This window comes from Gulosibacter macacae (assembly GCF_003865375.1).
In the GTDB taxonomy this organism is placed as follows: Bacteria; Actinomycetota; Actinomycetes; order Actinomycetales; family Microbacteriaceae; genus Gulosibacter; species Gulosibacter macacae.
Genome location: NZ_RQVS01000009.1, coordinates 50,935 through 72,942 on the forward strand (window position 1 = coordinate 50,935; position 22,008 = coordinate 72,942).

General features: G+C 65.7%; 21 protein-coding genes and 1 tRNA gene. 13 read left to right on the plus strand and 9 right to left on the minus strand.

Translation table 11 applies throughout. The features are described from left to right. Positions 1 to 62: 62 nt before the first annotated feature. Entirely contained in the window at positions 63 to 1,037 is a 975-nt protein-coding gene (locus tag EG850_RS08595; protein ID WP_124972538.1) for a hypothetical protein, read from the minus strand. A 416-nt stretch (positions 1,038 to 1,453) separates the two neighbouring features. Here EG850_RS08595 and mfd point away from each other — a divergent pair, with 416 nt between their 5' ends. After that, on the plus strand, positions 1,454 to 5,068 hold the full coding sequence (mfd, locus tag EG850_RS08600; RefSeq protein ID WP_124972540.1) for a transcription-repair coupling factor: 3,615 nt from the start codon (positions 1,454 to 1,456) through the stop codon (positions 5,066 to 5,068). Between the two features lie 16 nt (positions 5,069 to 5,084). Here the strand turns inward: mfd and EG850_RS08605 are convergent, their stop codons facing one another. Genes EG850_RS08605 through EG850_RS08620 form a run of 4 tightly spaced genes read right to left on the minus strand, consistent with a single transcriptional unit; the run spans position 5,085 to position 8,420 of the window. Continuing rightward, the gene (locus tag EG850_RS08605; RefSeq protein ID WP_124972542.1) at positions 5,085 to 5,696 is read right to left on the minus strand and encodes a hypothetical protein; all 612 of its coding nucleotides are present in this window, start codon (positions 5,694 to 5,696) and stop codon (positions 5,085 to 5,087) included. 34 nt (positions 5,697 to 5,730) lie between these two features. Continuing rightward, positions 5,731 to 6,291, minus strand: coding sequence for a hypothetical protein (locus tag EG850_RS08610; RefSeq protein WP_124972544.1), 561 nt, complete (start codon positions 6,289 to 6,291; stop codon positions 5,731 to 5,733). Between the two features lie 24 nt (positions 6,292 to 6,315). After that, positions 6,316 to 6,801, minus strand: a complete 486-nt coding sequence (locus tag EG850_RS08615) for a methylated-DNA--[protein]-cysteine S-methyltransferase (RefSeq protein WP_124972546.1) — start codon at positions 6,799 to 6,801, stop codon at positions 6,316 to 6,318. Continuing rightward, positions 6,798 to 8,420 (minus strand): DNA-3-methyladenine glycosylase 2 family protein, encoded by a 1,623-nt coding sequence (locus EG850_RS08620; protein WP_124972547.1) that lies wholly within the window; start codon positions 8,418 to 8,420, stop codon positions 6,798 to 6,800. Before EG850_RS08620 ends, EG850_RS08615 begins: the two co-directional genes overlap by 4 nt. 89 nt (positions 8,421 to 8,509) lie before the next feature. Between EG850_RS08620 and EG850_RS08625 the strand changes: the two genes are divergently transcribed. Then, positions 8,510 to 9,178: a MazG family protein gene (locus EG850_RS08625; RefSeq protein WP_124972549.1), complete on the plus strand. Its 669-nt coding sequence runs from the start codon at positions 8,510 to 8,512 to the stop codon at positions 9,176 to 9,178. Here EG850_RS08625 and EG850_RS08630 read toward each other — a convergent pair whose 3' ends face one another. From EG850_RS08630 to EG850_RS08640, 3 genes are read right to left on the minus strand one after another with little or no spacing between them, the layout of a single operon-like run. Next, entirely contained in the window at positions 9,179 to 9,715 is a 537-nt protein-coding gene (locus EG850_RS08630) for a flavodoxin domain-containing protein (protein ID WP_124972551.1), read from the minus strand. It abuts the gene before it with no gap. Between the two features lie 12 nt (positions 9,716 to 9,727). Further along, on the minus strand, positions 9,728 to 10,441 hold the full coding sequence (locus tag EG850_RS08635; RefSeq protein WP_124972553.1) for a lysoplasmalogenase: 714 nt from the start codon (positions 10,439 to 10,441) through the stop codon (positions 9,728 to 9,730). Between the two features lie 39 nt (positions 10,442 to 10,480). Then, positions 10,481 to 11,113: a hypothetical protein gene (locus EG850_RS08640; RefSeq protein ID WP_124972555.1), complete on the minus strand. Its 633-nt coding sequence runs from the start codon at positions 11,111 to 11,113 to the stop codon at positions 10,481 to 10,483. A 60-nt stretch (positions 11,114 to 11,173) separates the two neighbouring features. On the opposite strand from EG850_RS08640, the gene hisS reads away from it, so the two are divergent. The 11 genes from hisS to ilvA all read left to right on the plus strand — a co-directional run bounded on the left by hisS (position 11,174) and on the right by ilvA (position 21,522). Then, complete coding sequence (gene hisS / locus EG850_RS08645; protein WP_124972557.1) at positions 11,174 to 12,478, plus strand: histidine--tRNA ligase; 1,305 nt, start codon at positions 11,174 to 11,176, stop codon at positions 12,476 to 12,478. A 28-nt stretch (positions 12,479 to 12,506) separates the two neighbouring features. After that, positions 12,507 to 13,664, plus strand: a complete 1,158-nt coding sequence (locus tag EG850_RS08650; protein ID WP_124972559.1) for a C45 family autoproteolytic acyltransferase/hydolase — start codon at positions 12,507 to 12,509, stop codon at positions 13,662 to 13,664. 48 nt (positions 13,665 to 13,712) lie between these two features. After that, positions 13,713 to 14,996 carry a phosphopyruvate hydratase gene (gene eno / locus EG850_RS08655; RefSeq protein WP_124972561.1) on the plus strand — a complete coding sequence of 428 codons (1,284 nt, stop codon included), beginning with the start codon at positions 13,713 to 13,715 and terminating at the stop codon, positions 14,994 to 14,996. A gap of 111 nt (positions 14,997 to 15,107) precedes the next feature. After that, positions 15,108 to 15,557 carry an FtsB family cell division protein gene (locus EG850_RS08660; protein ID WP_185715003.1) on the plus strand — a complete coding sequence of 150 codons (450 nt, stop codon included), beginning with the start codon at positions 15,108 to 15,110 and terminating at the stop codon, positions 15,555 to 15,557. Further along, positions 15,554 to 16,090, plus strand: coding sequence for a DUF501 domain-containing protein (locus EG850_RS08665; protein WP_124972565.1), 537 nt, complete (start codon positions 15,554 to 15,556; stop codon positions 16,088 to 16,090). Before EG850_RS08660 ends, EG850_RS08665 begins: the two co-directional genes overlap by 4 nt. Before the next feature lie 119 nt (positions 16,091 to 16,209). Next, the gene (locus EG850_RS08670) at positions 16,210 to 17,658 is read left to right on the plus strand and encodes an NAD(P)/FAD-dependent oxidoreductase (RefSeq protein WP_124972567.1); all 1,449 of its coding nucleotides are present in this window, start codon (positions 16,210 to 16,212) and stop codon (positions 17,656 to 17,658) included. Between the two features lie 98 nt (positions 17,659 to 17,756). Further along, positions 17,757 to 17,833: transfer RNA gene (locus EG850_RS08675), tRNA-Leu, on the plus strand. Positions 17,834 to 17,855: 22 nt separating this feature from the next. Next, on the plus strand, positions 17,856 to 18,437 hold the full coding sequence (locus tag EG850_RS08680; RefSeq protein ID WP_124972569.1) for a hypothetical protein: 582 nt from the start codon (positions 17,856 to 17,858) through the stop codon (positions 18,435 to 18,437). Positions 18,438 to 18,488: 51 nt separating this feature from the next. After that, positions 18,489 to 19,064: a LemA family protein gene (locus EG850_RS08685; protein ID WP_124972571.1), complete on the plus strand. Its 576-nt coding sequence runs from the start codon at positions 18,489 to 18,491 to the stop codon at positions 19,062 to 19,064. Next, a complete protein-coding gene (locus EG850_RS08690) occupies positions 19,064 to 20,272 on the plus strand; it encodes an AI-2E family transporter (protein ID WP_124972573.1) in 1,209 nt (402 codons plus the stop codon). Before EG850_RS08685 ends, EG850_RS08690 begins: the two co-directional genes overlap by 1 nt. Beyond that, on the plus strand, positions 20,269 to 21,522 hold the full coding sequence (gene ilvA / locus EG850_RS08695; protein ID WP_124972575.1) for a threonine ammonia-lyase: 1,254 nt from the start codon (positions 20,269 to 20,271) through the stop codon (positions 21,520 to 21,522). Before EG850_RS08690 ends, ilvA begins: the two co-directional genes overlap by 4 nt. Here ilvA and greA read toward each other — a convergent pair. Then, complete coding sequence (gene greA, locus EG850_RS08700) at positions 21,519 to 22,007, minus strand: transcription elongation factor GreA (RefSeq protein WP_124972577.1); 489 nt, start codon at positions 22,005 to 22,007, stop codon at positions 21,519 to 21,521. The two genes, ilvA and greA, sit on opposite strands and share 4 nt — an antisense overlap. Position 22,008: the final 1 nt, after the last annotated feature.

Below are 22,008 nucleotides of genomic sequence, written 5' to 3' on the forward strand. Positions count from 1 at the left end.
GGACAAGTGGCCCACCTATGGGTGGGGGAGTACGCCACCAGAGGGCCACTTGCCTTTGGTGATCAGCCGAACTTGGATGTGCCAAAGAGCTCGCTCCAATCGCCCGGCTTCGGAATGGTGAGTGCGCGTGTATGAACGCTTCCGCGCGGCGCATCGACCGATTGGCCGAACTGATGCGCGCGCTCGAGCATCCCGAGCAGGTCGTCCGGCTGGTGCAGCACACTCCATAACCACCGCACAACGAGCCAGCCGAGCCGCTGCAGGCGTTCTTCGCGCCGACGTTCTTCTTTGATGACGTCTTCGAGCGTCTTGCCCGGTGCAAGACCCGTGCCGTATTTGATCATCCCGTCAAACTCACCAATGACACCGAGCTCAGGCCAAGCAAAGTCGGCTCGCGCGACGAACTTGCCCTGCGCATCCAGCACCGTCACTTGAAGTTTGGGTGGTGGCAGCGTTGACCCGAGCAAGATCGCCCGACTCCACGACTCGCCGAAGCTCTCAGACCGAGGGGAGGCATGTTCCTTCACCCAGCGCAGCTTGCGCGCATTACGCCCTTCGCTCGGGAGTTGGCCCGGGTCGAAGCCCTGACGCATCGCGCCGTCGGTGAGGGCAAGGAGTTCAAACGGTTGCAGCGTTTCAGCGAGATCAGTGACGGTGCGTGCAAGCGAAGTGACAGGCATCCCATAGAGCTGGGTCACCTCGGATGATTCGAGCCGTGACTTGCGCACTTTCACCCACCTCGACGCCTTGCCACCACCGGTGCGGGTAACCGTAACGCGTTCCGCGAGCCGAGATCGCAAGAGCGGCAGGCGGTAGAGATTTGCCGCGCTCACCCCGCTAATGACCGAATCGCCCACTTGGGCAGCGGCGAACGTGCGGGCGGCATGTCTCACTTCGGCGGTGATCTTGTCGAGGGAGGTGCCCGCGGGGTCGAGGTAGGCCCCGACGTGGAGTCGAACGAGCTCGTCGCGATTGCCCCGGATGCGCCTTGACCACTCGGTGGCAGAGCGAGTGTCTGTGGAGAAGATGATTTGCACGCGGGTAGTTCAGCGCATCGGTTTGGATCTTGCTCCGCGGAGTGCTAGGTCTGTGGATGAATGAGTTTCCACAGGGATGCCGGTAGGTGCGCTGGCCAAACGCAAGGGTGGGCGTCGTGGCGTTCTACCCCACGCATGGGTGGGGTAGTTGACCACGAGAGGGCCATTTGCGGGTTGGGCGGCTACTGAGTGGTGCTCGCCGCAGGTGTTCTTGGTTGGGGGTGCAGCTGTGGCCCAGGGGTGGGACGCTTCGCCACAGGTGGGCAACTTGCGACCGTGGTCGGCTGCTCGGTGCGCAGACCGACTGCAAGGGTGGGCGTCATGGCGTTCTACCCCACGCATGGGTGGGGTAGTTCGCCACGAGTGGGCCACTTGTGGGCCAGCGGCCCGCGCGCACCGGCGACTAGACTTCCTGGGTGCGACTTCACGGATTTATTGCCGCTGCCCGCCGCTCCGACTCATTCTCGCGGGCCCTCAAGCGAGCGAACAAGGATGCTGAGTTCACCCTGGTCGACGGCCTGCGCGCCCCACTGCTCGCCGGGCTCATCGAAGAGCGCGCGAGCCTCACCGGCCGCGCCCCGCTCATCCTCGCCATTACCGCCACGAGCCGCGAGGCCGAGCAATACGCGAACGACCTCGGCGCGTTCCTCCCCGAAGCACAACTCGTTGACTTCCCGGCCTGGGAGACGCTGCCGCACGAGCGCTTGAGTCCGAGCGCCGACACCACCGGCCGACGCCTCGCCGCGATGCGGGCGCTCGGCGAATGGCGACGCAATCGGGATGCATCCGGCCCGTTCGTACTCTTCGCGTCAGTGCGCGCGGCCCTGCAACCACTCATGCCAGGGCTGGATGAACCACTCACGATCGCGCTTGCGACCGGAAGCCGTGGGCACGACCTGGGCGACCTCGCGACCCGCCTCGTGGAACTCGCCTACGCCCGCGTCGACATGGTCACGCGCCGCGGCGAATTCGCGGTGCGCGGTGGCATCCTCGACGTCTTTCCGGCCGACGCCCAGCACGCCGTGCGCGTTGATTTCTTCGGCGATGAAGTGGATGAGATCCGCCCGTTCTCGGTTGCCGATCAGCGCTCGTTCGACGAGACACTCGACGAGATTCTGCTCACTCCGAGCCGCGAACTCCTCCTCACCGAGGCCGTGCGCGCTCGGGCCCGTGAGATGGAGCACGAGTTCCCGAACATCCAGGGACTCCTCTCGAAGCTGGCCGAAGGCATCCCGACCGAGGGCATGGAGTCGCTTGCCCCCGCGCTCGTCGGCAATCTCGTGCCGATCGTTGACTATCTGCCCGAGGATGCGGCGGTCGCCGTGCTCGCGCCCGAGCGGGTCGCGAGTCGCGCGAAAGACCTGCGCGAAACGAACCGCGAGTTCCTCGATGCCGCCTGGAGTGCTGCGACCGCCGGTGCCGAAGCCCCGATCGACCTCTCGGGTGGCGACTACCTCTCAGTGCGCGAACTCCACGAGCTGCGCGGCGAGCGTTCCTGGTGGACGTTCTCACCCTTCGGTGGCGATGAGGGCGAGACTCAGCGCGTCGCAGGCGAAGCGGTGCCGAGTTTCGCGGGCAACTCCGAGGCCGCGATCGACCACGTGCTTGAGCGGATGCGCTCAGGCTGGGTGGTGATCATGGCCGCGAACGGTCCGGGCTTGATCGAGCGCGCCGTGCAGGTGCTTGCCGAGCACAACGCCGCGGGTCGCCCCATCGCGAACCTGCCGGAAGACCCGAGCGAGCTTGAGCCGGGGGTCTGCTACCTCATCCAAGCCCCACTCACCGCGGGCACCGAACTCACGGGCGAGCAACTCGCGCTCGTCACCGAGTCAGACTTCTACGGCCGCTCGGTCGGCTACAACGCCGCCGCGCCGCGCAAACTCGCGCGCCGCCGCGCGAACGCGGTCGTCGACCCGCTACAGCTCAAGGCTGGCGATTACGTCGTGCACGATAGCCACGGCATCGGCCAGTTCCTGCGGCTCGAACAGCGCGAGATTCCGGTCGCGGGGCGACCCGGGCAGAAGTCGACGCGCGAATACCTCGTCATCGAGTACGCGCCGTCGAAGCGCGGCCATCCAGGCGACAAGCTGCTCGTGCCGACCGATCAGCTCGACCAGCTCAGCCGCTACGTCGGTGGCGAGGCGCCTTCGCTGTCGAAGATGGGCGGCAGTGATTGGGCTGCCACCAAGTCGAAGGCGCGCAAGGCCACGCGTGATATCGCCGTCGGCCTCGTGAAGCTCTACTCCTCGCGCATGGCTTCCCGCGGGCACGCCTTCAGCAGCGATACGCCCTGGCAGCACGAGTTTGAAGAAGCGTTCCCCTACGTCGAAACTCCCGATCAGTTGCAGACCGTCGACGAGATCAAGCGCGATATGGAGTCAAACGTGCCGATGGATCGGCTCGTGTCGGGCGACGTCGGCTTCGGCAAAACCGAGGTGGCCGTGCGCGCCGCGTTCAAGGCAGTGCAAGACGGCAAGCAGGTCGTGATGCTCGTACCGACGACGCTCCTCGTGCGCCAGCACCTCGAGACGTTTACCGAGCGGATGGCCGGATTCCCGGTCAAGGTGCGCGGCGTCAGCCGCTTCCAAAAGCCGAAGGAGATCGCCGAGACGAAGGCGGGGCTCGCAGATGGTTCGGTCGACATTGTCATCGGTACCCACCGCATCCTCTCTGACGAGTTTCAGTATCACGATCTCGGCCTCGTGATCATCGACGAGGAGCAGCGCTTCGGGGTCGAGCACAAGGAGAAGCTCAAAGAGCTCAAGACCAACGTCGATGTGCTCGCGATGAGCGCGACGCCGATTCCGCGCACGCTTGAGATGGCGGTCACCGGCATCCGCGAAATGTCGACCCTCGCGACGCCGCCCGAAGACCGGCACCCGATTCTCACCTTCGTCGGGCCGAAGTCGGACAAGCAGATTGCTGCCGCGATTCGCCGCGAACTGCTCCGCGAGGGCCAGGTGTTTTATGTGCACAACCGCACCGCCTCAATCAATAAGGTGGCAGCTCATATCGCCGAACTCGTGCCCGAAGCGCGCATTGCCGTCGCGCACGGCAAGCTCAGCGAGTCGACCCTTGAGCAGGTGATCGTCGACTTCTGGGAGCGGAAGTTCGATGTGCTCGTCACGACGACGATCGTCGAAACCGGTCTCGATATTCCCAACGCGAACACGCTCATCATCGATGACGCCGAACGCTACGGACTCTCGCAGCTGCACCAGCTGCGTGGCCGCGTGGGGCGTGGCCGCGAGCGTGCCTACGCGTACTTCCTCTACGACGGCCTGCGCCCGCTTACCGAGACGGCGCACGACCGACTTGAGACGATTGCGGCGAACAACGAGCTCGGTTCGGGTATGCAGGTCGCGATGAAGGACCTCGAGATTCGCGGTGCCGGCAATATGCTCGGCGGCGAACAATCGGGCCACATTGCCGGGGTTGGTTTCGATCTCTACCTGCGCATGATCGGCGAGGCCGTGGATGCGTTCCGCGGCGAGGCGCCCGAGGATCGTCGCGAACTGCGCCTGGAATTGCCGGTGGATGCGCGCATCCCCGATGAGTACATTGGCTCGGAGCGACTGCGCCTCGAGGCCTATCAGAAGCTCTCGGCCGCTGCGTCGCCAGCGGCGAAGCCCGGTCAGATCGATGCCGTCGTCGAGGAACTGCACGACCGCTATGGCGAGTTGCCGCCGCAGACGGCGACGCTCATCGAGGTGTCCCGCATCCGCCGCATGGCCGGGCAGATTGGCCTCACCGATCTCGTGGCGATGGGGCGTGTGCTTCGCATCGCGCCGGCACACTTGCCCGATTCGAAACAGATTCGGTTGCGTCGCATGTATCCCGAAGCGAAGTACCAGGATGCGCAATCAGTGCTGACGGTGCCGCTGCCGGCCGGGCGCGTGGGTCAGACGATTGGAGATGCGGAGTTCCTCGAGTGGGTGCGCGGGCTCTTCCTTGCGCTCTTTGACGCGAAACCGGATGCGGCGCCGACAGCCGAAGCTGCCGACGCCGCTGAGGTGCCCGCGAAAGAATAGCGCGGGCTCACCGAAACTAGGCCTGAGTTGGGCGCTGGCCCTCGTCAGGTAGGGTCTGCTCGCCCGGATTGGGCTGCCCCGCTGGCTGCCACGGCTGCGCGGCGGCGGCAGGCTTGATGCGACCCGACGCGATCGCGAGGGCGATGTAGCCAGCGATCGCCATGACGGCCAACGCGCGGAGGAAGTTCTGCACTGCAAGAACGCCGGGGCCGGGCTCGAGGCGTGCTCCGGCCGGGAGCTGCAAGTCGAGCATCGTCATGAGCACGTGCAGCGTGATCGCACCGACGAGGCTCACCACCGCAATGATGGCAATGAGCATCGGGCCTGGCTTCGGCTTCGCGAACTTAGGTCCGCCCGGAGCGCCGGCGAGGAACCGTGCGTGCGAGCGGCGCGCAAGCAACACCGCAGCGGTCGGCGCGGCAACAAGCAAGAGCACGATCGGGATGAGGAACGTGAACGGTACCGCCACGCCAACACTGGTGTTGTTGCGGTTGCTCATGATCTGCTCGAAGAGCAATTGGTGGCCGACGTAGACGCTCACGGCTCCGAGGACCGTCGCAAGAATGGGCAGTGCCCAGGCAAGCCAGGGTGTGGCTCCGGGCAGGGCAGGTTTCGTGGAATCAGTCACCTTCGCACCCTACGGGGTTGCGCGCATCCGCGCGTCAGTCTGCAGTCGGCCCCTTCGGGCTGAGCCGCGTCGACTCATTAGCCACAGGGCTGACAAGACTCGAGATGATCGCCGCGGGCGTACCCACCAGCAGCCCCACGCCGATGACGAGCGCGCCGACCGAGAGTGCCGAGCGCACCGCATCCCAGCCGCTCATGAGTTCGATACCGGGATGCGTCGGGGCAAGCAGGGCGACCACCGCGTAGACGAGCGCGAGGCTGAGTACGAGTAAGCCGAAGAGCGTCGCGAGGGTGAGGAGCACGGCAAGCCCCATCCGTGGCCACAGGCCGAGCTTGCCGCGCCCGGTGGCCTGGCGGCTGGCGATGCCGCGGCCGAGGGCGGTGCCGGTCACACCTCCGGCGATGATTGCGAGCACGAGCGGCACGAACGCGAGGCCGAACACTTCGGCGAGTCCGGGCGCCATGGTCATGCCAGCGTTGCCCTGCTCGACCTCATACACAAAATCGGCGCTGAAGGTGAGGGCCCAACTCGCCACTGCGACGCCGACGGCGACGAGCACGAGTAGGGCGATGAGGGGACCTCGAGAAATCAGCACCCTGGCAGTATGCCGGATGCGCCGCTAGGCAGCCCGGGTTCGCTCGATTTCGAGCAGGGCCTGTTTGATATCGAGTCCGTAGCGGAACCCGCCGAGCGTGCCGTCGCTGCGCACGACTCGGTGGCAGGGCACGAAGAGGGCCGCGGCATTCATTGCGCAGGCTCCGGCGGCCGCCCGAGTGGCCGCCGGCCGGTCGGCGAGCGCAGCGAATTCGGTGTAGGTGACCGGCGCACCCGGCGCGACCCTACGCAGCACGTCCCAGGCATGCATCCGAAATTCGCCGGAGTGCTGGCGCACGGGCACCCGGGCGGGCGCACTGGAGTCACCCGCGTAGTAGGCGTCGACGGCCGCGAGCGCGACGGCCGCATCGCCACCGACGTCGTCGCGCAGGGTGGGATGCACGAGGGCCAGCAAGGAATCAAGATCGGTAGTCCAGCCGCTCGCGAGCACCGTGCCTTGCGAATCGACAAGTACTGAGAATGGACCGTGGGGTGTGGCAATGGTGGTCATGTGTGATCTTTCGGTTCGCTGGCGGCTCGCCAGAGATGGAGGGCGGCGTAGGAGCGCCAGGGCGACCAGTCGGTCGCGCGGCGGGCGAGCATTCGGTGGTCGGATGCGGCGGGTTCGGGCCCGAGCAACCCCACCCGTCGCGCCCCGGCGAGGAGCGCGACATCGCCAATCGGCCAGGCATCGGGATCGCCGGTGAGTCGCATCGCGAGATATTCGGCAGTCCACTGGCCGATGCCGGGCAACTCCAGCAGCCTGCCGCGCAATTCACTCGGCGTGATCCCAGGATGCAGGCTGAGTTCACCAGTGCTCAGCGCCCGTGCCGCCGCGAGCACCGTGGCGATCTGTCGGCGCGGGAGGCGTAGCGGTCGCTCGGGATCGAGGTCGCCGATCGCAGGCGGGTCGGGGAGGGCGGCGATGGTGGCGGTGCTCGGAAATCGTCGATTGAGTCCGGGAATGTCGGTGGTGAACGGTTCGCCGACAAGCTCAACGAGCCGACCCAGATGCTTCCGTGCCGCGGCAACCGAAATCTGCTGGCCGACGATCGCGCGCACGACATACTCGGCGGGATCGACGGCTCCGGGCATCCGAATACCTGGGACGCGGGCGACGAGCGGCGCAAGCGCGGGGTCATCGCGCAGCGCCTGATCGATGGCGAGCGGATCGGCATCGAGATCAAGCAGGCGGCGCAGGCGCGCCACCGCCGGTGCGACATCGGCGAGTTCGGTGAGTTCGGTGAGTTCGGTGAGTTCGAGCGTCGCGGTGAGCTGCCACTCGTGGTCGCCGCGAGGATGCGCGCGCACTTCAGCCACCGCGGGCCCGGCTGGCAGTTCGAAGATGCGCGCGTAGCGCAGCACTGGCCCCTCGAGGTCGACGACTTCGAGCCCGGCGATGGCGCGATCGGCGAGCCAAGAAAAGGCGCCGCGGGCGTCGAAGGGAGCTCGCACTGGGAGCTCAATGTCGAGGCGGATGCGTTGTGCTGGTGATGGAGCAATCGCATCCGCCAACGCCTGAGGCGTGTTGCTCGAGGCACGGCGCGCACGAAGCTCGCTCGGCGTCAGCCCAAACACTTCTCGCACGGTGTCGTTGCACTGCCGCACCGACCCGAAGCCGGACGCAAAGGCAAGCTGAGCGATCGGCAGCTCGGTGCCGACGAGGAGTGCCCGGGCCGCCTGGGCGCGGCGAGCACGTGCGAGCGCAAGCGGGGTGGCCCCGAGTTCAGCAATGAGCAGGCGTCGCAGATGCCGCGGGGTCACCGACAAGCGCCGCGCGAGTCCATCCACGCCCTCGCGATCGACGAGGCCATCGTCGATGAGGCGCATGGCGCGACCCGCTGCATCCTGGCGCAAGCGCCATTCGGGGGAGCCGGGCGTGGCCTCGGGCAGGCAACGTTTGCAGGCCCGCAGGCCGGATTCGTGCGCGGCCGCTGAGGTGCGGAAAAACACGACGTTCTCGGGCTTCGGCGTGCGCGCTGGGCAGGAAGGGCGGCAGTAGATGCCGGTCGAGAGGACGCCCGTGAAGAACTGCCCGTCGAAGCGCGCATCCCGCGCATCGATTGCCCGATAACGCTCAGCGAACCCGGGGTCGCCGAGCGCACAACGCGGGTTGGTGGCACTGGTCATACAGAGATTTCAGCACGGGATGCGCGGCGGCGCTGGCGGAAAACGGACCTGACGGTTTCGCTGAGCACCGACCCGCGAGAATAGCAAGCATGACGATCGACCCGGCCCCCGCATCCGAGCACGAGCAGTTACTGCGATTGATTGCCCTCGTCGACCGCTTTCGCGGCAAAGGCGGATGCGCCTGGTACGAAGCGCAGACGAACTCCTCGCTCGTGCCCTATCTGCAAGAGGAGACTGCCGAACTCGTCGAAGCGATCGAGGCGGGCACGCCAGACGATATCCGCGAAGAACTCGGCGACGTGCTCTTTCAGGTGCTCTTTCACACCGAAATCGGTGGGGCACTCGGCGCCGGCTTTGATCTTGAGGCAGTTGCCCGTGACCAGATCGACAAGCTCGAGCGGCGCAATCCGCATGTGTTTGGCGCGACGCCGACTCGCGATATCGACGAGATCATCCGCATGTGGAATGACGCGAAGGCGATCGAGAAAGCGCAGCGCAACTCGGTGCTCGACGGGGTCGCCTTTGGCATGCCGGCATTGGCGCTCGCCGACAAAGTGCTCGGCAAGGGCGCGGGGCTGGTCGACACGGCTCCAGAGGCGCTCGCGGCTGAGGTGAGTGGGGAGGCCCAGGCCGAGGATGCGTTTGGTGACGCGCTCCTCGCGACGGTAGCTGCCGGGCGCGAGGCCGGTTTTGATGCGGAGCGGGCGCTGCGGGGCGCGGTGCGTCGACTTGCTGACCGCATCCGTGCGGCGGAATAGCTAGCTGCGCGCGTACGCGATGACCGGGGCCAGCGCATCCGGGTTGCTGTGGTCGAGGTGTTTCCCAATGCCAGCGACCTGCTCAGCAGCATCCGCATCGCCGCCCCGCGCCTGCTGCTTAATCCGTTGGTTCGCGAACTTCATGATCGTGCGATCGGCGAAGTGCAGGTTTGGGTAGTCGATGCCACCGCGCAGGTGGAACCAGCGCATCCGGTTGCTGAGTTCGGTTGGTGTCGCTGCCGCTGTAGCTCCGTCAAGAATTTTCTTGGTGTCGGCGCTCTCGGGGTTACCACCGCAGACCGTCACGCCAATGAGCTTCGTTGCCGGAGCGGCAATGGCCGGCTTCATGAACGCATCGAGATCAAGCAAGCTACCCGCGTAGATCGGCGCGATAACGACAGCGACGTCCACGCCGTCGAACGACGCGGGTGGCGACTCATCGAGGTCAACGCATTGCGCGCTGAGGGATTCGGCAAGCCACTGCGCGTAGCGACGCGAGTGGCCGTAGCGAGAGCGGTAGGTGACGAGGGCGATCATGGGTATCTGCGCCTAAACGCCCGCGATGCCGCGACCGACGACCGGCTGGCGGGCTTTCTCGCTGAACTGACGCACGGCAAGCACGAGCAGGAACTGCGCCGCAATGTAGGTCGTCATGATGAGGAGCGAACGCGCCGGCTGGCCCGGGTCGAATTCGGGACGGAACGTGAAGATCGCGATGAGCGCATCCGAGACGAGGAAGAGCAGGCCACCGACGGTGCCGAAGCTGCCCCATCCGGTCGCAAGAATTGCCATTGCCGTGAGCGCGACCGCGTAGACAATGACGAGTGGTGCGAGCGCACCCGCGGCGGGCAGGCACAGCACGAGGACGATGATCGCGAGCACCGCGTAGAGCACGAGCCGCCAGCGTTGCACGACCACGATCGAGTGGCGCAGGCGCGGGTAGAGCGCGGCGATCCAGGCGAGCTGGGCGAAGAAGAAGCATCCGATGAGCACCGCGAAGCTGAGGTCGCCATCGAAGAAGCGGGGGAGGAGGTCGCCGAGAAACGAGAAGAACAGGGCGACGAGCGCGAACAGGCGAGTGCGCGGCCACCAGCCATTGCCCGCGGCATCGGGATGCGGGGCGAGTAGCACGAGCGCGAGCGTCGGCATGAGCAGAGCCTGGGTCACGGCGGCAAGCGTCTGTGCCTGCACGGCCGCGGCGATGAGGTGTACGAGCGCGACGGCCAGGAACGGCAGCGCGAACCACAGGATTCGGCGGGTCATGGGAGTTAGTTTCCCATGAGGTCGGCGTTCCGCCCAGATTTAGAGCGGTGAGCTTGTCTGGCCCTCGTCGATGACGCCGCGATAGCGGTGACCGCCGTATTGGCGCAGGGCGGCGTCGAGGGGCTGGATGAGCTTCGGCTGATCACCAAACACCATTGATGTCGAGTCGGGCCCGTCAATATTTCGGCCTGCACGCAGGCTGCGGTAGCGCTCGTACACATCCCACCCGATGGCGCGGATGACCAGGCGAACCCGCACCGACTGGGGTCGCCCCATGAGTGCCGAGGAACTCGAGTTTGAGCGGCGCACGTGTGCGACCTGCAGGTCGAGCGAGTCAATTTCGTGCCACTCGAGTTGCCACTGTTCGGCCGGCATCTTCGGGTCGATATAGCGAACCCCGATCGGTGACACGGCGATCCAACGCGCACGCAGAATGTTGAAGCTGAACAGGAATACCGCGAGGCCCGCGAGAAAACAGCCCCAGCTGATGAGCGGAATGAAGACGGTCTCTGCGCCCTCGAGCGTGGCGTTCTGATCAAAATAGACGCCCCAAAGCCCGAGCCCGCCGATTACCAGCAGAATGGCGCCGCCGGCAAAGATCGTGCCCATCTTGTTGGGAATCTTGACCCAGATCTCGCCGGGGAGCGCTTGTGGTGTGGATTTCGCGGCCATGACGGCAGGCTAGCGAGTTGTCGACGAGGTGCGCATCCGACTCCGGGCGATAATGGAGCAATGGCCACTCAGATCAACCCACCGCGCGGGATGCGCGATTTCCTCCCCGCAGACAAGCGTCGTCGTGAGCGCGTGCTCGCCACCATTCGCAAGGTGTATGCATCCCATGGGTTCGATGAGATCGAGACGCCGGTGGTGGAGGACTCGGAGCGTCTGCACTCGGGCATGGGCGGCGATAACGAGAAGCTGTCGTTCGCGGTGATGCGCCGCGGGCTCGAGCAGGCTGATTTGCAGCGGGCGGCCGATGCTGATGATGCGCTCGCGTTGAGTGATTTGGGCTTGCGGTTTGACCTCACCGTGCCGCTCGCGCGCTATGTCGCTACGCACCGTGGCACGCTGCCGAATGTCTTCCGGGCGCTGCAGATTGGCCCGGTGTGGCGGGCGGAACGGCCGCAGAAGGGCCGCTATCGCCAGTTCGTGCAGTGCGATATTGACATTTTGGGTGAGGCTTCGTCGCTTGCTGAGGCGGAATTGCTCATTGCGGGTGCCGACGCTCTCGGTGCCCTTGGCCTGCACGATTGCACGTTCCGGGTGAACGACCGGCGCCTGCTCACGGCGCTGCTTGACTGGAGCGGGTTTGCTGCCGAGCAGCAGTCCGGTGCGCTCATTTCGGTCGACAAACTCGACAAGATCGGTGTCGAGGGCGTGACTGCTGAGCTCGAGCAGGTGGATGCAGCTGCGGCCGCGAAACTGCGCCTCGCGCTTGAGGGATGGGCGCCGGTGCTTGCTGAGGGCATCCCGCTGTCGACCGAGTCGGTGCTCGCTTCGCTGCCGGAAGAGTTGCGGGCACGGCCGGATGCGATTGCCGCGGCCGAGTCGCTCGGCGGCATTGCCGACGCGGTCGCGGCTGGCGGCGGCGGTGCGCTCGTGTATGACCCGACGCTCGTGCGGGGGATGGGGTACTACACCGGCACGATCTTCGAGGTCGCGCATCCGAGTTCGGGCTCGTCGGTTGGTGGCGGTGGCCGGTATGACGGCATGATTGGGCGCTTCCTTGGCCAGGATGTGCCGGCCTGCGGTTTCTCGATCGGGTTCGAGCGCATCGTTGACTTGGTCGAAGAGCGCGAGTCGGCAGCCGAGGTTGCGATCATCGGGCTCTATGACAAGCGGATGCCCGTGGATGCGCTCGTGACTCTCAAGGCGTCGCTCATGGCTCGAGGAGAGCGGGTGCGCCTGGAGGCGCGACCAAAGAACGCCCGCAACCTGCTCGAACGAGCGGCAGCCGAAGGCTTCACTCACGTGGCGCACCTACGCGAAGAACACCTCGACGACCCGCACTCGATCACGCTCGAGCCGTTGGGCTGACGCTTCGGTCTCGGACAGGACGACACCTGTGATCCGCGCGCAAGATGCCGCCGTCGCGGCACAGCTTCCGGAACTCATTGAGGCAAGCGCCTCCGACCCGATCCGTCGCGGTGAGCTGCGCGGGCGTGCCCTCTGCGCGCGCATCGCGGCCCTGCACGACACTTACGACGAACTCTTCCGCACCGTAGGCGGTGAGCCGCTCGAGCGTGGCGACCTGATCGCCCGCACCATCGATGCGGTGCGACGCTGGTGGCCGGAAGGCGCCGACGAGATCAACGGCATGGCACAGGGTGCGGGCCTCCCGGCCGAGCACGTCTGGTTCCTCAACACGCGAACGGAGCTCCTCGCCGAGGCGCGGCGTCTTGGTGCCGGGGCGGGCGCGCGTGAGTGTTCGGTTGCCGTGCAGATTGATGCGTCGGCGGCGAGCACCGTTGGTATCCAAACCTGGGACTGGCACGACCACATGGTGGATTGCTGGCACCCGGTCGCGATTTCGGGCGGTAAGCAGTCCTACGTCGGCATGACCGAGTCCGGCATCATTTCGAAGATCGGCGTGAACAGCGCCGGAATTGGCGTTCATCTCGACATCCTCTTCCACCAAGAGGACCACGCTGGGGGAGTGCCGGTGCATCTGGTTGCTGGTCGCATCCTCGCCGAAGCTGGTTCGTTCGACGAAGCCGTCGAGATCGCCCGCAATGCGCCGGTGAGCGCGTCCTCGGCAATCTCGATCCACGATGGTGCCCGGGCCGTCACGGTCGAACTCTCACCGGCTGGCGCGGAGCTCGTTGAGCCGCTCCACGACTGGCTCGTCCACACCAACCGCTTCCAGACCCCGCGCCTGCGGCAAGGTGAGTACCGCAACCCGGAGGAGACGGATTCAGACGCTGACGCCTGGGCGCGCCAAGCGGTGTTGCGCGAGCGCACGGCACGAGAGCCTGAGATCAATGGCGTCGACGACCTTCTGCAATTGCTCGACTCCGAACCAAACCAGTTTGGCCAGCTGACCTGCCTGCCAGCGCTGTCAGAGCCCATAGGCCGTCGCTGGCACACTCTCGCCACGATGATCACCCGACCCGTCGAGCAAACCTTCTCGATCAAGGCTGGAATTCCGCTCGGCGATGCGCCCCTGCGCACCTTCGCGGTGCCGGGTTCAGATTCCACGGAAGCGGCAACCTCGGCCCACTAGACTGGCGCCGCGAACACTGCGCACCATCCCAACCATGAGGAGCATCCCGTGTCGTTCATTGTTGACGTCTTCGCCCGTGAAATTCTCGACTCCCGCGGCAACCCGACCGTCGAAGTTGAGGTCACTCTGGAAGACGGTGCGCAGGGTCGCGCCGCCGTTCCCTCGGGTGCCTCGACGGGCGCCTTCGAGGCCTACGAGCTGCGCGACGGCGATGCCGACCGCTACCTCGGCAAGGGTGTCGAAAAGGCAGTCCAGGGCGTGGCCGACGAGATCAACCCGGCCATTGAGTTCTTTGACGCGAACGACCAGCGCGCCATCGACGCTGAGCTGATCGAGCTCGACGGCACCGAGAACAAGTCGCGCCTCGGTGCGAACGCCATCCTCGGTGTCAGCCTCGCGACCGCGAAGGCCGCAGCCGACTCGGCGAACCTGCCGCTCTACCGCTACGTCGGTGGCGCGAACGCGCACGTGCTTCCGGTGCCAATGATGAACATCATCAACGGTGGTGCCCACGCTGACACGGGCGTTGACGTGCAGGAGTTCATGATCTTCCCGATCGGTGCCGCGACCTTCAAGGAAGCCCTGCAGTGGGGTGCCGAGGTCTACCACCAGCTCAAGAAGACCATCCAGTCGAAGGGCCTGTCGACCGGCCTCGGTGACGAGGGTGGCTTCGCTCCCGATGTGCCGTCGACCCGTGCGGCGCTCGACCTCATTGTTGAGGCGCTCGGCCAGACCCGCTTCGAGCTCGGCAGCGACATTGCGCTCGGTCTCGACGTGGCCTCGACCGAGTTCTACTCGGATGGGGTCTACAAGTTCGAGGGCAAGGAACTCTCGGCCGCCGAAATGGTTGACTTCTATGAGGAGCTCATTGCCGAGTACCCGATCGTCTCGATCGAGGACCCGCTCGCTGAGGAAGACTGGGACGGCTATGTCGAGCTCACCAAGCGCATCGGCGACAAGGTGCAGCTCGTCGGCGACGACCTGTTCGTCACGAACCCCGAGCGTCTGCAGCGCGGTCTCGACCAGAAGGTCGCGAACTCGATCCTCGTCAAGGTGAACCAGATCGGTACCCTCACCGAGACCCTCGACGCTGTCGCCCTCGCGCAGAGCCACCTCTACACCGCAGTGCTCTCGCACCGTTCTGGTGAGACCGAAGACACCACCATTGCGCACCTCGCGGTGGCCACCAACTGCGGTCAGATCAAGACCGGCGCCCCGGCCCGCACCGACCGTGTCGCGAAGTACAACGAGCTGCTGCGCATCGAAGAGGAACTCGGTGAGCAGGCCCGCTACGCCGGCGCCTCGGCGTTCCCGCGCTTCAACGCCAAGTAATCACCGCGCACTCGTCATTCGCTAGATTCACAGCACTGCGGCCGGTCTCGATTCGGGACCGGCCGCAGTCGTGTTCAGGCGCAGTGGGCGCTGTCCGGCACAATGGATCAGATGACCTCCACGAAGCAGCCGGGCAACTCTCGCCGCGCGGGCCGACGCCCGACCGGCGGATCGCTCCTGCTCATCGGCGTGCTCATCATCGGCGTCGGCATGCTCACGCCGACGGTCAACCAGCTCATTTCGCAGCAGCAGCGCATCCGCGATCTTGAGGCCGATATCGCCACGGCAAGTGCCGATCTTGACCAGCTCACCACCGAGAAAGCTCGTTGGGATGATCCTGCCTATGTGCGCGCACAGGCTCGCGGGCGACTCTTGTTCGTCGAACCCGGGGACACCAGCTACTTCGTCGTCGACAGCGGCGGTCAGCGTGCGCCGCTTGCCCCGGTGGATGTCTCGGTTGACATGCACGAAACCAAATCTGACCCGGCAGCGCTCTACCTCGAGTCGCTCATCCGCGCGGCGAATGCCGATTCCGCGCCCACATCGCAGGAGACTCCATGACCCAGGATGCGCAATCCCCGTTCCCGCCCGCCACCGAACGCGATATTGCCGTCGTTACCGCGCAATTGGGTCGACCGGCTCGCGGTGTGCTCGGCGTCGGAGCACGCTGTGTCTGCGGCAATCCGGTCGTCGTGATCACCGCTCCCCGTCTCGATGACGGCACGCCGTTCCCGACCCTCTACTACCTCACGCATCCCGAAGCCACGGCCGAAATGTCGCGGCTCGAAGTTGCGCACCTCATGGTCGAAATGCAGGATGCGCTCGCGACCGACCCGGAACTCCAGGCCGCCTACCAGCGCGCGCACGAGCAGTATCTCGCCCAGCGCGAAGCGGTCGAGCACGTCGCCGAGATTGCGAACGTCACCGCAGGTGGGATGCCGACACGGGTCAAGTGCCTGCACGCGCTCGCCGGTCACGCCCTCGCGGCTGGCCCCGGCGTCAACCCGATGGGGGACTGGGCGCTGCGCGAGTCGGCCTGGAGCCCGGAGCGTTGTCAGTGCGACGACCCGGGTGCGGCACTGCGTGCGGAATAGTGCTTCGAGAGCCTCAGCACACGCTCTGCCCAGCTTCTCGCCGGATTGGTTTGCCGAAGGTGACTACACTTGATCGGTAGCGTTTTTCGAAGATGACGACCCTTGAAAGGGGTATACGCGTGACGAAGATCCTGATTGTGGGTGGTGGCTACGCTGGCTTCACCGCGGCCCGCCAGCTCGAGAAGAAGCTCAACCCGGGAGAGGCCCAGGTAACGCTGGTCGACCCGCTGCCGTACATGACGTACCAGCCGTTCCTACCCGAGGTTGCGGGTGGTTCGATTGAGCCCCGTCACGCTGTTGTTTCGCTGCGCCGCCACCTCAAGCGCACGCGAGTCATCACGGCTGAAGTCACGAACATCGACCACGCCACTAAGACCGCGACGATCAAGCCGGAAGACGGCGACGCTTACCAGCTCGGCTACGACATCGTCGTGGTCACCGCTGGTGCCGTGAGCCGCACCTTCCCGATCGCTGGCATTGCCGAGAACGCCGTCGGCCTCAAGCACATCGAAGAGGCGATCTGGGTGCGCGACACCATGATCGACAACTTCAACCGCGCATCGACCATGGCCCCCGGCCCTGAGCGCTCTCGCCTGCTCACCTTCGTGGTTGTCGGTGGCGGCTTCGCTGGTATCGAGGCGTTCGCCGAGATGCGTTCGCTCGCGACGGCCCTGCTCGCCGACTACCCCTCGCTGCAGTTCGACGATGTGCAGTTCCACCTCATTGAGGCCGCACCGCGCATCATGCCCGAGGTTTCGGAGCAGACGGCGCTCTGGGTCATCAAGAACCTCGCCGAGCGCGGCGCCACCGTGCACCTCAATACCCAGTGCACCTCGGCTGTGGACGGCGTGGTCGAGACCTCGGCGGGCGACAAGTTCCCGACCGACGTCATCGTCTGGACCGCCGGCATGATGGCGAACCCCCTCGTCAAGGGCTTCACCGACCTGCCGGTCAACGAGCGCGGCAACCTGCGTGCGCGCGCCGACCTGCGCGTCGAGGGCGACGAGGGCATCGTGAAGGACGCCTGGACCGCTGGCGACGTGTCGGCCGTGCCCGACCTCTCGGGCGGTGGCGTGAACGGCTTCTGCGTTCCGAACGCCCAGCACGCGGTGCGCCAGGCGCGCGTGCTCGCCGACAACATCGTGGCGACGCTGCGTGGCGACGCTCCGACCGACTACTACCACGAGAACATCGGGGCGGTTGCAGGTCTCGGTATGGGCGTCGGCGCGTTCCAGTCGGGCAAGACCGGCATCACGGGCCTTCCGGCCTGGGCGATGCACCGTGGCTACCACGGCATGGCGATCCCGACCTACGAGCGCAAGGTGCGTGTGTTCGCGAACTGGGCGCTGCAGCTCATCCTCGGCCGCGACTTCGTGTCGCTGAGCGAGGTCTCGCAGCCGAAGGCGTTCTTCGAGCGCTTCGCCGCGAAGCCGCGCCCGGCCGCTGACGCGAAGCCGGCTGAGGCGGCAAAGCCCGGCCCGAAGCCCGCGGCTCCCAAGGTTGACGAGTCGGCTGCGCCCAAGGCTGAGGCGCCCAAGGCTGAGGCGCCCAAGGCTGAGGCCAAGTAGCCCCAGGTCTGCTGGCCAGTGACGTACGTGCGACGCCGCCGCATCCCGGATGCGGCGGCGTCGCACTGTAACTGGCCACAGCATCCACCCCCACAACACCCCCGGTAGCCCAATTGGCAGAGGCAAGCGACTTAAAATCGCTGAGCTGCGGGTTCGAGTCCCGCCCGGGGGACCACAAGCACCATTAGGCTGGCGCCATGAGCGAGCCAGTCCTGCGCCCCACCGCACCAGCCAACGCCAAGGCCCTCGAGACCGGCTCGGGCATCGCTTGGCACGACTGGGTCGACTACCTCGAAGCACAGGATGCAGCGAAGCTCGACCACACCGATATGGCCCGCCTCGCGCTCGCCCGCATCCTCGAAGTTGGCAAGTCGACGAGCCCGGAGTGGTGGGCCCAGGGCGTGACCGTTGCCTACGAACGCCACATCGGTCGCCGGCAGGTCGGCCAAACCTGCGATGGCAGCTTCAGCGTCACGGTCTCAAAGACGCTTCCCGGCGACATGGATGCAGTGCTCGAACGCTGGCAGGCGCGGTTCGACTCGGTGGTCGAGTTCAATGGCGTGCTCCTCAGCCGCAAGCCCGCCGCATCCAGCACCGAGAAATGGCGCTATTGGCGCTGTGGGCTCGAGGATGGCTCGACGCTCAGCGTCAATATGCAGACAAAGCCAACGGGGGAGAAGACGGCGCTCGCGGTGAACCACGACAAGCTTGGCTCGGCCGATGACGTCGAGCACTGGCGGGCGTTCTGGAAGGCCGAACTCACTCGCTTCGCGCAGTAGTCTGCGAACTCGTCACCGCCGCCTCAACCTCGCCTCGTTAGACTGCGAAATATGGACAACCTCGGCTGGCTTATCGTCGCGGGCGCGCTCGTCGTGCTTCTGCTCATCCTCGTCATTTGGTTCTTTGCAACTCGCTCAAATCTGCTCAAGCAGCAGGTGCAGGTGGATGAGGCGTGGCATGACATTGCCGTCCAGCTCAAGCGTCGAGGCGACCTCGTCCCGAGTATCGTTCAGGCGGTGCGCGGCTATGCCGACCACGAACAGTCGGCCTTCGCAGCAATGGAACAAGCGCGCACCGAAACGCTCGAAGCTACGACGCCGAGTGAGGCCTCGACCGCCGAGAACCACTTTCAGGGGGCGTTGCGGGCGCTCTACGGCATTGCCGACGCCTTCCCGAAGCTCACGGCATCGCCAGAGTTCGTGCACCTCAAGGCCGACCTCGGCCAAACCGAAGACAAGATTCAATCGGCTCGTCGCGCCTACAACGGCAGCGTGCGTGGCTTGAACGCGCGCGTGCAGGGCTGCCCCGGCAAGCTCGTCGCCGGTGCCGCCGGAGTACGGGCGCGCGAGTTCTTTGAAGTCGCCGATCGGGCCGCCATCGCGGAGCCGCCGCGCGTGCAATTCTGATGATCGACGAGCCCGCGAACGCACCCGAACCTCGCCCGCGCGACACCGATGCGCATTTCGTCTCGAAGCCGGTGCGTATCGCCGCTGCCTGGTCGTGGCGATGGATCGCCATCGTGCTCGGGGCCATTCCCCTCGTCTGGCTGCTCGGGCAGGCCAGCATCATCGTGGTGCCGCTGCTCGTGGCGGTGCTCATCACGGCGCTCCTCGTGCCGCTCACCAACACCCTGACCCGGCGCTGGCACTGGCCCAAGTGGCTCGCCATGATCGCAGCGCTCATTGCCCTCTTCGCTGGCGTGGCTCTCCTCATTCTGCTTGTCGTGCTCGCCTTCCGCAGCGGCGACCAATTCGATGTCGCGCAGCTCGAGCGCCGCTATCGCGAGCTCTTGCAGTGGGTTGAGGCGAGCCCGCTGCACATCTCTGAAGAGCAGGTCAACCAGTGGCTTGCCGAGGCCACCGAATGGATTCGCCAGAACGTCGGCACGCTCATCCAAGGCACGCTCACCGCCGGCACCACCGTCGCCTCCATCGGCGCGGGCTCGCTTGTGGCACTCTTTGCGATCATCTTCTATTTGCTTGATGGCCGCCGCATCTGGCTCTTCGTTGTGTCGCTCTTCCCACGCGCCGCGCGGGCAGCAGTGGATGGGGCCGGCGAGCGCGCGTGGATCTCGACCGGCCACTACGTGCGTGTGCAGGTCGTCGTCGCCCTTATCGACGCGGTCGGCATCTTCATCGGCGCGGTCATTCTCGGCGTGCCCTATTCGCTCGCCATCGGCATCCTCGTGTTCCTCGGCGCGTTCGTGCCACTCGTCGGTGCCTTCGCCTCGGGAGCCGTCGCGGTGATCATCGCGCTCCTCGCGAACGGCTTCTGGAATGCCGTGATCATGCTCGTCATCGTCGTTGGTGTCATGGCCATCGAAGCCAATGTGCTCCAGCCGCTCATCATGGGCCAGGCGGTGCAATTGCATCCGCTTGCCGTACTGCTCTCCGTCAGTGCGGGGTCCCTTTTCGCGGGCATCGCCGGCGCCGTCTTTGCCGTGCCGGTCGTGGCCGCGATCAAGGCGATGGTGCGATATATTCGCGCCGGAAAATGGCGAGATGAGCCTGATCCAACCGAGGGGTTGTCATCAGACGCCGACGAACACGGCAGACTAGTGCCTAAACGCATCCCGCTTTCGCACCTTCGCAGGAAGAAGACCAGCTCCACATGACCGACCTCGACACCACATTCGAACCCACTCTCGAAGCCATCGAGGCCGCGCAGGACATAGTTGGTCGCATCACCCGCGTGACGCTGCTCGATTCCGCGAAGTTCTTGCAGAAGTACGTCGGCTCGCCGGTCTTCCTCAAGTGCGAGAACATGCAGCGCACCGGTTCGTACAAGATTCGTGGTGCCACGAACCGCCTCGCCCTCCTCACCGCCGAAGAGCGCGAGCGTGGTGTCGTTGCCGCCTCGGCCGGTAACCACGCCCAGGGCGTCGCCTACGCGGCCCGTGAACTCGGCATCCCGGCAACGATCTACATGCCGGTCGGCGTGCCGATTCCGAAGCTCGAGGCGACGCGCAACTACGGCGCCGATGTCGTGCTCCACGGCTACAACGTCGCCGAGGCACTCGCCGGGGCCCAGGAGTACGCCCGCGAGACCGGCGCGACGTTCATTCATCCCTATAACCACCCGGATGTCATCACCGGCCAGGCGACCCTCGGGCTCGATATTCTCGACCAATTGCCCGAGGTCGACACCATCATCGTGCCGATCGGTGGCGGTGGGCTCATCGCCGGTGTCGCCTCGCTCGTTGACCTCAAAGCTCGGGAGCTCGGTCGCAAGATCCGCGTTATCGGGGTGCAGGCCGCGAACTCGGCGCCGTTCCCGGTGTCGATTGAAGCCGGGCAGCCGGTAAAGATCGATGCGAAGGCGACGATCGCCGACGGTATCGCCGTGGATGAACCGGGCTCGCTTACGTTCGAGCTCGTGCGTAAGCACGTGGATGAAATCGTCACCGTGAGCGACGAAGACATCTCGCGCGCAATTTTGCTCTTGCTCGAGCGGGCGAAGCTCGTCGTCGAACCCGCTGGCGCAACGCCGGTGGCGGCCATGCTTGCCGGCAAGATTCAGGGCACCGGCAATACCGTCGCGGTGCTGTCGGGCGGCAATATCGACCCGATGATGCTCGAAAAGGTGATCTCGCAGGGTCTGACTGCCTCAGACCGCTACATGCGCATCATCATTGGCCTGCACGATGTGCCGGGTCACCTCGCACGCATCGCGACGATCCTCGCCGACATCAACGCGAACGTCATCGAGGTGCTGCACACCCGACACAACAAGGGTCTGCAGATCACGCAGGTAGAGCTCGAAATCTCGGTTGAGACCCGCGGCACCGATCATGCGCGGCTCGTGCTCGACTCGCTGCGCGCAGCCGGGTACGAGCCCCGCGTAGACCGAGACGCCACGATCTAGCCGCGGAAGGTTTCGACATCGACGATCTTCACGTCGATGTCGTTGCCGTTCGGGGCGGCGTAGCTCGTGGTTGCGCCGATCTTGAGGCCCTCGATGGCCTGGCCGAGCGGGCTGTCGGGGGAGAAGACGCGCAGTTCAGTCTGCGATTCGAGTTCGGGGTCGGCGAAGAGGAACTTCTGTTCGCGACCGGCAATGGTCGCGGTCACGACGGTGCCGAGTTCAACGACGCCGGATGCTTCGGGCGCCTCGCCGACAACCGCGGTCTTGAGCATGCCCTCGAGTTCGCGGATGCGCGCCTCGATCTTGCCCTGCTCATCCTTGGCTGCGTGGTAGCCGGCGTTCTCCTTGAGGTCGCCGTCTTCGCGGGCTTCCTGGATCTCGCGGGCGATCTCTTGGCGACGCGTGGTGGAGAGGTGCGCCAGCTCGTCACTGAGACGGTCAAACGTCTCCTGCGTCAACCAGGTCGACTCGGGCTGGGTGGACATG